10 protein-coding genes and 1 other RNA gene are annotated in these 11,212 nt (G+C 42.9%); 10 read left to right on the forward strand and 1 reads right to left on the reverse strand.

Going from position 1 to position 11,212, the window contains the following annotated elements; genetic code table 11:
* Positions 1-231: 231 nt before the first annotated feature.
* The 4 genes from OGM63_RS07945 to OGM63_RS07960 all read left to right on the forward strand — a co-directional run bounded on the left by OGM63_RS07945 (position 232) and on the right by OGM63_RS07960 (position 3,715).
* Positions 232-717: a thylakoid membrane photosystem I accumulation factor gene (locus OGM63_RS07945; protein ID WP_263744975.1), complete on the forward strand. Its 486-nt coding sequence runs from the start codon at positions 232-234 to the stop codon at positions 715-717.
* Positions 718-939: 222 nt separating this feature from the next.
* On the forward strand, positions 940-1,548 hold the full coding sequence (locus OGM63_RS07950) for a hypothetical protein (RefSeq protein ID WP_263744976.1): 609 nt from the start codon (positions 940-942) through the stop codon (positions 1,546-1,548).
* Between the two features lie 136 nt (positions 1,549-1,684).
* Positions 1,685-2,452 (forward strand): 3-oxoacyl-[acyl-carrier-protein] reductase, encoded by a 768-nt coding sequence (gene fabG, locus OGM63_RS07955; protein ID WP_263744977.1) that lies wholly within the window; start codon positions 1,685-1,687, stop codon positions 2,450-2,452.
* Between the two features lie 237 nt (positions 2,453-2,689).
* The gene (locus OGM63_RS07960; protein WP_263744978.1) at positions 2,690-3,715 is read left to right on the forward strand and encodes a calcium-binding protein; all 1,026 of its coding nucleotides are present in this window, start codon (positions 2,690-2,692) and stop codon (positions 3,713-3,715) included.
* A 91-nt stretch (positions 3,716-3,806) separates the two neighbouring features.
* Here OGM63_RS07960 and OGM63_RS07965 read toward each other — a convergent pair whose 3' ends face one another.
* Complete coding sequence (locus OGM63_RS07965; protein WP_263744979.1) at positions 3,807-4,889, reverse strand: MraY family glycosyltransferase; 1,083 nt, start codon at positions 4,887-4,889, stop codon at positions 3,807-3,809.
* A gap of 157 nt (positions 4,890-5,046) precedes the next feature.
* On the opposite strand from OGM63_RS07965, the gene groL reads away from it, so the two are divergent.
* The 6 genes from groL to OGM63_RS07995 all read left to right on the forward strand — a co-directional run.
* The gene (gene groL / locus OGM63_RS07970) at positions 5,047-6,714 is read left to right on the forward strand and encodes a chaperonin GroEL (protein WP_263744980.1); all 1,668 of its coding nucleotides are present in this window, start codon (positions 5,047-5,049) and stop codon (positions 6,712-6,714) included.
* A 630-nt stretch (positions 6,715-7,344) separates the two neighbouring features.
* Positions 7,345-8,490, forward strand: a complete 1,146-nt coding sequence (corA, locus tag OGM63_RS07975; protein ID WP_263744986.1) for a magnesium/cobalt transporter CorA — start codon at positions 7,345-7,347, stop codon at positions 8,488-8,490.
* A 60-nt stretch (positions 8,491-8,550) separates the two neighbouring features.
* Positions 8,551-9,261: a hypothetical protein gene (locus OGM63_RS07980; RefSeq protein WP_263744982.1), complete on the forward strand. Its 711-nt coding sequence runs from the start codon at positions 8,551-8,553 to the stop codon at positions 9,259-9,261.
* A gap of 55 nt (positions 9,262-9,316) precedes the next feature.
* Positions 9,317-9,743, forward strand: an RNA gene (gene rnpB, locus OGM63_RS07985) — RNase P RNA component class A.
* A gap of 42 nt (positions 9,744-9,785) precedes the next feature.
* Positions 9,786-10,505 (forward strand): ribonuclease III, encoded by a 720-nt coding sequence (gene rnc / locus OGM63_RS07990; protein WP_263744983.1) that lies wholly within the window; start codon positions 9,786-9,788, stop codon positions 10,503-10,505.
* Between the two features lie 110 nt (positions 10,506-10,615).
* Positions 10,616-11,212 (forward strand): Gfo/Idh/MocA family protein (locus tag OGM63_RS07995; RefSeq protein ID WP_263744984.1); only part of this gene is annotated, 597 nt, incomplete at its 3' end.

Here is an 11,212-nt window from a genome sequence, read left to right on the forward strand (position 1 = left end):
CCATCCCCCCTTCAAGCGTTATCTTAAAACTTGGTACTTAGGCGTAATTATATATCCGGCTTAATTCGCTTTTTTCAGTACAAACTCACGCAGTAGCCAAACAAAATTGAGGTTAAAAGGTTTCTTTTGATGACTGGTATAAAGTTAAATTTTTCACCCAAAATTCTTTTTTCCTCGTGGCGTTTTTTCTCTAAATGCCTGTTGGTAATAGCTTGCCTGTTCATCATTGAGATGCAACCTGCATTTGCAGGTATCAATACTGACACGTATGATGGCAATATTTTTGTCGTCTATGCTGGCAATGGTTCGCTGGTTCCTCCAAAACAGACCCTCGCACAAACTTTAGCAGAACATAAACCCGCAGTATTAGCGTTTTATGTGGAGGACAGCAGCGATTGCAAACAATATGCCCTTATTGTTTCACGAATACAAGAATTCTATGGTCGCGCCGCAGAAATTATCCCTGTAAGTGTAGATAGTATTTTACCCAAAGAAACTTATGCTACTACAGAACCAGGTTATTACTACTCTGGTGCAGTTCCGCAAGTTGTCCTGTTTAACCAGTCGGGTAATGTAGTTTTGAATAAAAACGGTCAAGTGCGGTATGAAGAAATAGACGACAGATTGCGCGAAGTGTTTGATTTATTACCTCGTGATAAATCAGTGCAGTTAAAACGGCGTTCCTTCAATGAGTTAAATAGTGAAATAACTGAATAATTTATGGGGCAGACTTAATTCGTCTGCCCTAATTTTTTGTGAAATCAGATACGACATAATGATTGAAATCAGGACATAATATCTAAATATTCTTGATGAATAATAATGTAGAGACGTAGCAGTGCTACGTTTTGTAGGGGTTCTGGATAACGCATATTAAGCATAGCGATCGATGTCTAATGCCCGATTACCAATTACCAATGACTAATAGAGTGTGTCCTCATGTCAAAGGTTTATACTACCGAGGAACTAATCCAAATTTTACGTTCTGAACGCCAAGCCTGCCTCAAGGGTGAGCGTTTAAAGTTAGAAGTAACGGTATCTGGCAATCCTTTAATTGACCAGTTTATCAAAAGTGATGGGCTACAAAAATTCACTGCATATGAAGATTTTAAAGCCGCTATTCACGACTATCAAAAAAAATATCAAGTTTCCGGAATTATCTGGCGCAAGGTAACTATTAAAAGTCAAACTTTGCGATATCCAGAAGTAGATACTCAGTTAATTGCTTTACCAGGTGATGTGGAAATATTAAAAAAATCTAAAAATTCTCTATTGAATTTTTGGGATGAAGTAACAGATGGAATGGATTTATACTTAAGTTTTAATAATAGCAAACAATATCAAAACATTTTCAAAGCTGATGTAGAGAGAATTGCTCAAAGAACAGAATGGGCAAGTTTGTGTGTGTTTGAAAATTCTAACTTTTTGGAAATAATTTTGCAGTTGGGATGGGGTAAACCAGAAGAAGCTAGTTATAAACGAGGAAGACCCCATTCTGGTAGTGAATATATTCACGCAGTTAATCCTGGTAATCGTCCGATTGGTTAAATATTGTAGTAAGCAATGCCCGTGCTTTTAAGCGCTGAAGCGCTTACTACGAATAAAAAAAGCATTTGCTGTCAGTCTCAGGCACGAATCGCCATAAGATAATTAGCGCGGTGATTTAATAAATTAGGACTATTTTATGGAGATTTTGCCAGAAAATTTGCTTTCTTTGCGGGGACAGGTGGCAATTGTAACAGGTGCTTCACGGGGAATTGGGCGAGCGATCGCACTCGAATTAGCGACATACGGAGCTTATATAATTGTCAATTATGCCAGTTCTAGCCGCGCTGCTGAGGCACTAGTAGAAGAAATTACATCAGCGGGAGGTCAAGCTTTAGCACTGCAAGCTGATGTTTCCCAAGCTGAACAAGTAGACGCACTATTTAATAGTGTCATGGAAAAATGCGATCGCATTGATATCTTGGTCAACAATGCAGGTATCACCCGCGACACATTACTGTTGCGAATGAAGCTAGAAGATTGGCAAGCCGTAATAGACCTCAACTTAACAGGTGTATTCTTATGTACACGCGCGGCTAGTAAAATTATGCTCAAGAAACGTTCCGGGCGCATCATCAACATTACCTCCATTGCCGGACAAATGGGCAACCCCGGACAGGCAAACTATAGCGCCGCGAAAGCAGGTGTCATCGGCTTTACGAAAACCGTCGCCAAAGAACTTGCATCTCGCGGCATCACCGTCAACGCCGTCGCTCCTGGTTTCATCGCCACCGACATGACCAGCAAACTTAGCAATACCGAAGAAATTCTGAAATTTATTCCCCTAAATCGCTACGGTCAACCTGAAGAAGTTGCCGGGATGGTGCGCTTCCTCGCCGCCGACCCCGCTGCTGCTTACATCACCGGGCAAGTTTTCAACGTCGATGGCGGAATGGTTATGGCCTGATTCAGGAGGGGGAGACAAGGGGAATTTTAGAGCGCCTCCTCACTCCCCCGACTAATTACTGATAAGATTATAAAAATTATTTCTTCGTAAATAAATGTGACAAAATCCTATATCTCCAAAAAAACTCGTACACAACTGACCGAGAGTTATATATGGACGATAGAATTTCTCAATCAAAAAGATAGTAGCGAGAATATCGTCAAATAATACGTAACTTGAGGGGATAGTTAATTAACGATGGCTCCAATAAATAATACATCCACTCCAGATGCAGCGATTGTTATTCAAGGCACTAGTAACTTGAGAACAAACCTGACACCAGATACAATTTTAATTACAGGTACTGATAACCCAGATATCATTTTTGGCACACCAGGCAATGATGAAATCAGGGCTTTAGCAGGAGACGATACAATATTCGGCACTATCGGAAACGATGTAATTGATGGTGGCAGTGGATTTGATACTGTAGATTACACTAACTTAGGACAAGCGATTACACTGCTTCCTAGAGGTGTAATTGGGGGGGGAGATTCAAGCGGTGGTCAAATTTTAAATATTGAGAGAATTGTTGGTGCTAAAGGTCAACCGAATGCTATAGACGGTTCTGGTGGTACGGGACCGACTTCTTTTGATATTAACTTAGAAGCTCGTCAGTTAATTGTAAATAACGTTCCTAGCCTTGGTTCGCTCAACTTTGTTGTGGAAAACTTCGTTAATGTTACGGGGACACCAAATCAAGACAACATTGTTGGTAGCAGTGGCAATAATACTCTTAATGGATTTGGTGGCGATGATAATTTAATTGGTGGAAATGGCAATGATACACTAATAGGTGGAGATGGCAATGACACTTTATTAGGTACTACCAATACAGGAACCTCAGGTTTAAATGAAAGAGATATTTTAACCGGTGGAAGCGGCGTAGACAAATTCATTTTGGGCAACGCTTCTGGTTCTTTCTACAAACAAAATGGCAACAGAGACTTTGCAGAAATCACAGACTTTGCCTTTGGCGAGCAAATTCAATTAGGGACTGGTGATGTCTTCAATATCCAAAGAAATAAGTCTGGATTTAACATCTTTGCCGTGAAAGATAACCAAAATGACTTAATCGCTAGAGTAACTATTAGCACAGGATCGACAACTTCAAGGAATTCTCTTACAGAAACCCTTGATAATGCCAGTTCCTTACTTGATACCTTACCAACAGAAAATTTCCTAGTTCCTGCTGGAGGTAACGGTATTTTTGTCACCGCTTAAATAAGTTTTGAGCGATCGCCTTTTAGTTTGGCTTAGACACCATTCAAAAGGGCGATCGCTTAAAGAGTGAAATCCACAGATATTTTAATCTCTAGACTGTCGCCCGTATCCTTTGCCAGAGAGTAAAGGCTAAAAGGATAATGATGCCGCTAAGGGTGGCAATTATCACTGGCAAACTCATGTGTTGTGTTCTCATCGCCAGCAAGTTGAAAATCAAGGTGATTGACCACAAAATAAACCCAGCGTTGCGCTGGGATAAACCCCAAGCTAGCAAGCGGTGGTGTAAATGGTCTTTACCGGGGGTACTCATGGGATTTTTCCCTGCCATCAGCCGCTTGACTACCACTTGAGTGGTATCTAGCACTGGTAACAGCAAGAATAACACTGTCGGCACCAGGGAAAACACGGTAGTTACTTGGAGTTTACCGAGAATACTGGTTGCCGCTAGTACATAGCCAAAAAAGTAGGCTCCGGCATCACCCATAATGATTCGCGAGGGGTGGAAGTTGTGACGCAAAAAGCCCAGCGCCGCCCCCCCCAATGCTGCTAAAACTAAAGTTGCTGCTGCCCGATTGGGAAACTGAGCAGAAACTGCCAACAAACTCATGGCGGTGATAAAGCTGACTCCTCCCGCCAAACCATCCATACCATCCATCAAGTTGATGGCGTTGGTAATTCCTACTACCCAAAACACCGTTAACAACATTGACAAAATTGAGTCAATGGGTGTGCCAAAAGTGAATTCAATGCTGATATCATTAGCAACCAGCAAAAGTGCGGTGAGAATTTGAGTAAACATCCGCACAGACGGCGGTAAGCCGAACTGATCGTCTATAAAGCCGACAAGAACTAATATTGAACCTCCCAATAAAATACTCAGCACCTGCACCAATACGTTTTGCACTTCGATTGGGCGTAAAAGGCTAGCTAGTACCAACGCGGCGATTACTCCGGTGTAGATAGCCAAACCCCCCGCATTGGGCAGAGGTTCTCGATTTAGTCGTCGTGCGTTTGGTTGGTCAGCCCAACCGACGCGCAAGGCAAACTTGCGTAAAGTCGGAATCATACGCCACGTAACTAGCCAAGCCAAAAGAAACGTAAATACTACCGCTAACCAGCCGGAACCGCTAGGTTTAGCTATACCAATAGACTGAAGGGAGTCGTATAGATTCATCTCCCGATTTAAGCATTACTGCCAATAGCCGACATGAGTATCAAGTGTATATTAATCAATTTTTTTCCATTTATTTGTAAAATTAACTGCCTCCTTAGTTAGCACTCAAAGCTATTGAGTGCTAAATTGTCTATTGGAAGCGCTAGAGAAGTCAAACATGGCAAAAATTGTTGCATTTAATGAAGAATCACGCCGGGCACTAGAAAGAGGCATTAACGCCCTTGCCGATGCGGTAAAAATCACCCTAGGTCCAAAAGGTCGCAACGTCCTTTTAGAAAAGAAATTTGGTGCCCCTCAGATTGTTAACGATGGTATCACCGTTGCCAAAGAAATTGAACTAGAAGATCCGCTAGAAAATACTGGCGCTAGACTAATCCAAGAAGTGGCGTCAAGAACCAAAGATGTGGCGGGAGACGGCACCACCACCGCTACAGTTTTGGCTCAAGCGTTGGTCAGAGAAGGTTTGAAGAACGTCGCCGCCGGTACCAATCCAGTCGCTTTAAAGCGGGGGATCGACAAAACCATCGAAGCGTTGGTGCAAGAAATTGCTGCTATAGCCAAGCCAGTTGAAGGTAGTGCGATCGCCCAAGTTGCCACCGTGTCAGCTGGTAACGATGAAGAAGTCGGCACCATGCTTGCCGAAGCGATGGAAAAAGTCACCAAAGACGGTGTAATCACTGTTGAAGAATCCAAATCCCTAACCACTGAATTGGAAGTTGTTGAAGGGATGCAGATAGATCGGGGTTATATTTCCCCCTATTTCATCACCAACAACGATCGCATGACGGTGGAATTTGAAAATGCCCGCATCCTGATTGCTGACAAAAAAATCAGCAGCATTCAGGATTTAGTGCCTGTCTTGGAAAAAGTCGCCCGTTTGGGTCAAGCTTTGCTAATTATCGCCGAAGATGTAGACGGTGATGCTTTGGCAACTTTGGTAGTTAACAAAGCAAGAGGTGTGTTGAGTGTCGCTGCGATTAAAGCCCCTGGTTTTGGCGATCGCCGCAAAGCTATGTTACAAGATATTGCGATTCTCACCGGCGGACAAATGATTTCTGAAGAAATCGGTTTAAGTTTGGATACCGCTACTTTGGAAATGCTGGGAACTGCCCGGAAAATCGTTATTGACAAAGAAAGCACCACCATTGTAGCTGGCGAAGCCAGTTCGGACGTCCAAAAGCGCATTGGTCAAATTCGCAAACAATTGGAAGATACTGATTCCGACTACGACAAAGAAAAACTGCAAGAACGCATCGCCAAGCTAGCTGGTGGTGTGGCAGTGATTAAAGTCGGTGCGGCAACCGAAACCGAACTCAAAGACCGTAAACTGCGGATTGAGGATGCCCTCAACGCTACTAAAGCCGCTGTGGAAGAAGGAATCGTTCCTGGTGGGGGAACAACCCTGATTCACTTGGCGAAGAAGATTGAGGAAATTAAAAAGACCCTCGACGCAGAAGAAAAGATCGGCGCTGATATTCTAGCGCGAGCACTTGAAGCTCCCCTCCGTCAAATTGCCGATAATGCTGGTGCTGAAGGTTCGGTTATTGTTGCCAGAGTGCGCGAAAGCAATCTCAATATCGGCTACAACGCTGCTACAGGCGAATTTGAAGACTTGATTGCTGCTGGGATTATTGACCCTGCTAAAGTTGTGCGTTCTGCTTTGCAAAACGCCGCATCTATCGCAGGTATGGTCTTAACGACAGAAGCGATCGTTGTCGAGAAGCCTGAGAAGAAACCCGCTGGCGGTGCCCCTGACATGGGTGGCATGGGCGGCATGGGTGGCATGGGCGGTATGGGCGGCATGGGCGGTATGGGCATGATGTAGCCACTAGGGACGCTTGGACTGGGTAATAAAGCCCCACACCAATCCCTAATTTCTGTCGTCAAATCCAGTAGGGACGGGGTTTCCCCGCCCTTATTTAATTTAATTAAATCAGAAAAAATTTAAGAATTAAACCGCTGCGCTCTCTCTAGAGAGAGCGCACAGAAAAAGAAGTATTTTAATTTGTGAGATTTTCCTTTGCCCAGAAAGCAGCTTGAGTGCGTAGACGCTGCATCGGCTTGTGGTAACACATCGCCTAACCCCAATCGCCCTAAAATTGGATTAACGTAATTTTTCACATCTGGGCAATTTCTTGATTATTTTTACCTTGAGAAATTAGCTTTAAAACTTTTGATATAAATATTTTTGCAGCGGTTTGTCTTGCAAAGACAAACTGTTTTTTTATAAGATTATTTTATTTTCACCGTTGTCTTCTCAGCAAGAAGGTGTTAAAACACTAAAACAGAAATAATCATGTAATTTTTCATGACAAAATCAAACCGTCTAAAATGACTAATTTAAATTGATAAGATTAATGTGAAAAAAAGTCAATAAATTTATCTTGCCTTTTTGCCAGTTAAAAAGTCAAAGATAGATGATTTTTGACTAACTTGTTACAGGTAAAGCTACATGATGAGAAAACTTCGTCGCCTTCCTCTAAGATTAGTTAAGCCAAAAGATGATGAGGAAGACTTTTTTCACCGACCGGGTGATATGCCGGGAACTATCATTATTGATGCCGACGCTCCAGCACCGATAATATTCCTGATCGATTATAACAAAACCGATGTCGTCCACAAGCAATTAAATACCCCAGAGGAGTGCGCTCCTTATTTGGATAAAGAATCTGTGACTTGGGTGGATGTGCAAGGTTTAGGCTCTGCCGACATTTTGGAACGTCTGGCAAAGGTGTTTGATTTGCATCCTTTGGTTTTAGAAGATGTAGTTAATGTACCAGAGCGTCCCAAAATAGAGGATTATGACGATCAATTAGTGATAATTTCGCGCATGGTCGTGCCAAAAGAGAGAGTATGTGGCTTTTATAGTGAGCAAGTAAGTTTGGTCTTGGGGAAATATTACCTGCTGACAGTGCAGGAGGAACCAGAGCATGATTGCTTAGAAGGAGTGCGATCGCGTATCGATAAAGGTAAAGGCATTATCCGCTCATCAGGAGCCGATTATTTAGCTTACACTCTGTTAGATGCGATTATTGATGGGTTTTTTCCAGTCCTAGAGCTTTACGGCGATCACATCGAAGAGTTAGAGGAGGAAGTAATTGTCAATCCTACCCCCAAAACTTTACAAAAAATCTATAAAATTAAGCGAGAATTACTGCAACTGCGTCGCGCTATCTGGCCCCAGAGGGATGCGATTAATTCTTTAATTAGAGAAGGCAACGATTTAATCAGTGATGAGGTGCGAATCTACTTACGAGACTGTTATGACCACGCAGTACAAGTAATGGACATGGTGGAAACCTACCGAGAACTTGCATCTGGGTTGATGGATGTGTATCTTTCAGCAGTCAGTAACAGAATGAATGAAGTCATGAAGTTTTTGACGGTGATGTCGTCAATTTTTATTCCATTAACTTTTGTTGCGGGAATATACGGCATGAACTTCGATACGGAAAAATCGCCCTGGAATATGCCTGAGTTGCAATGGTATTGGGGTTATCCACTTTGTTTAGCAGTGATGGGGACGATCGCCGGGGGGTTGATATTTGTGTTTTGGCAGCGCGGCTGGTTTGAGAACTTTTCCAAAATTAATCAAAAGTGACAATTTGAGATTGGCAATGAGTCGAATATCCAAATCATTAACAGGGAGTCTATATTCATTATGAGAGGAACAGGCGATCAGAATTTATTTGTTTTGACGTTTTACATGATTGGCGTCACTTACACTTTCAATCGAATGGTTGAATCAATCGACGACCAAATTAAGTTTGAATATCAAAAAGCTGTCGTCGAAGAACAACTCAAAGAACAAAATATCCAAGACCATGTAGGAATTTCCTTTAAACTCCAACCCAAAAACTCACTTGAGGACGTGAAAGAGTTATCAATTAGTATTGAGAATAAATCCCAGAATCTTGCGGTGTACGCTGACTGGGATAATAGCTCCATCGTGGTCGAACATAACAAGCAATCGCGAAGAGTAATTCGCAAATCGCCAGACCTAACCCGTGACTTAGCTGTACCACAAAGTCCAAGCTTAGTTGCTCCGAAGAAAACACTTACAGAAGCGGTGACAGCTGAAGATGTTTTCCAGCGCGATGTCACAACCGGAACCTACTCACCGAAAAAACCGATAGTTAATATACTTGCGCTGAGAGACAGCCCTGTAAAGGCGCAAAAGATTTTGTACAGCGACTTTATGAACCAAAGAAAAAAGTTGGAATTTTCCTTACAATTAGTGCTAAGGATATCTGAAGTGCGTGTAGGTTTAGCTCCAGGTGTGAATATCCCTCCCATGTGTATTATAAATTGTCCCTTTGTAGTCAGAAAGCTACCTTGGACATATGCCCTACCTTGGAATAAAAGAAGATAAGTTAATTTAAAACCAGACACACGGCCCCATCCAAGATTACACTTGATCGTGGGAGAGAGTAGGCGCAGGCAGTTGCAGATCAGTTTCGTTGAAACTGGTTTGAGGAAAGTCCGGACTCCCGAAAGACCAAACTTGCTGGATAACGTCCAGTGCGAGCGATCGTGAGGATAGTGCCACAGAAAGATACCGCCAAATAAAGTTAGGAATTAAGAGTTTTGAGTGTTGTCGTTTTAACTCATAACTCATAACTCATAACTCATAACTAATTTGGTAAGGGTGCAAAGGTGCGGTAAGAGCGCACCAGCAGCGTTGAGAAGCGCTGGCTCGGTAAACCCCGGTTGGGAGCAAGGCGAAAGGAACTACGGTTGGTCTTTTACCAGTTCCGTTAGAAGAGAGCCGCTAGAGGCGTTTGGTAACAAACGTCCCAGATAGATAACTGCCCTCGCAAGAGAACAGAACCCGGCTTATGACTTACTCTCTCCCCCATTTTTCTGCCTTCGCCATTTGTTAATGACCAATGACCAATGACTCTCGCTTATCCACGCCGCCAGCGGCAGCTCGAAAGCTTAGTACAAAAATTAAGTCTGTCAATACAAGCACCTATAAAGTGGCAACTTCTTGATTTGGCGCTGACTCATCCAACTGTCTCTGAGTCGGCAAATTATGAACAACTGGAGTTTGTCGGCGATGCGGTGGTGCGCTTGGTGGCGGCTGTTGTGTTGTGGGAAAATTATCCTGATTGCCCAGTGGGAGATTTTGCGGCAATTCGTTCGGTGTTAGTAAGCGATCGCATTCTTGCTCAACTAGCAAAAGAATACGGTTTGGAGTTATACTTACTAGTCGCTGGCAGTGCTACCGCTGATAAAGTTGGTCAAGAGTCACGACTGGCAGATGCTTTTGAAGCCGTCCTGGGAGCACTTTACCTCAGTACTCAAAATCTTGAACTTATTCACCCTTGGCTAGATCCTCACTTCAAACAATTAGCGACCGAAATTCGTCTCGATCCTGCCAGACTGAACTATAAAGCTGCTCTACAAGAATGGACTCAAGCTCAATTTAAAGTTTTACCTGAATATCGAGTTGTGGAAATTAATCTACCGCACCACAATCAAGAACGTTTCATGGCTGAAGTCTGGCTGCACGGCAAAAAGCTCGGTCAAGGCAAGGGACGCTCGATTAAAGGCGCCGAGCAAGCTGCCGCAAAAGTAGCTTTTTTTGCGATTAGCTCTCAGGATAAACCCTAATTAGTCAATAGTTGATACTCCATAGTTAAAAGTAATTTTTATAACTATTGACGATTGGCGATTTACCGTTGACTATTAACTATTAACTGTTGACTCTTGACTATTAACTCATGATTAAAATCGCTGTTATCGGGGTTGGGCGTTGGGGTGTGCATTTACTACGGAATTTTTTAGAACATCCCGATGTGAGTGTTGCGGCAGTAGTAGACCCCAATCCAGAACGATTAGCAGCATTAAAACAGCAGTTTAACTTAGATGAATCTGTACTATTAACAACTCAGTGGCATGAGATCGAGCAGCTGCCTGGGTTGCAAGCAGTAGTAATTGCCACTCCCGCGATCGCTCATTACTCTTTAATTGCCGATGCTTTACGCTGGGGATACCACGTTTTAGCAGAAAAACCCTTAACTTTAAATCCAATAGAGTGCCAAGAATTATGTCAGTTAGCAGAACAACTGAACTTAATTCTGATGGTTGACCACACTTATTTATTTCACCCAGTAGTTGAGCGAGGGCAAACTGTAATTCAAGCTGGTAAATTAGGTGATTTACGTTACGGCTACGCATCCCGCACGCATTTGGGACCAGTCCGTCAAGATGTCGATGCCTTATGGGACTTAGCGATTCACGATATCGCAATTTTTAACAATTGGCTAGGTCAAACACCCGTGAAAGTACAGGCAACGGGTACAGTTTGGCTACAGGGA

Origin of the sequence: Plectonema radiosum NIES-515 (genome assembly GCF_025753815.1) — a bacterium.
Classification (GTDB): domain Bacteria; phylum Cyanobacteriota; class Cyanobacteriia; order Cyanobacteriales; family Nostocaceae; genus Hassallia; species Hassallia radiosum_A.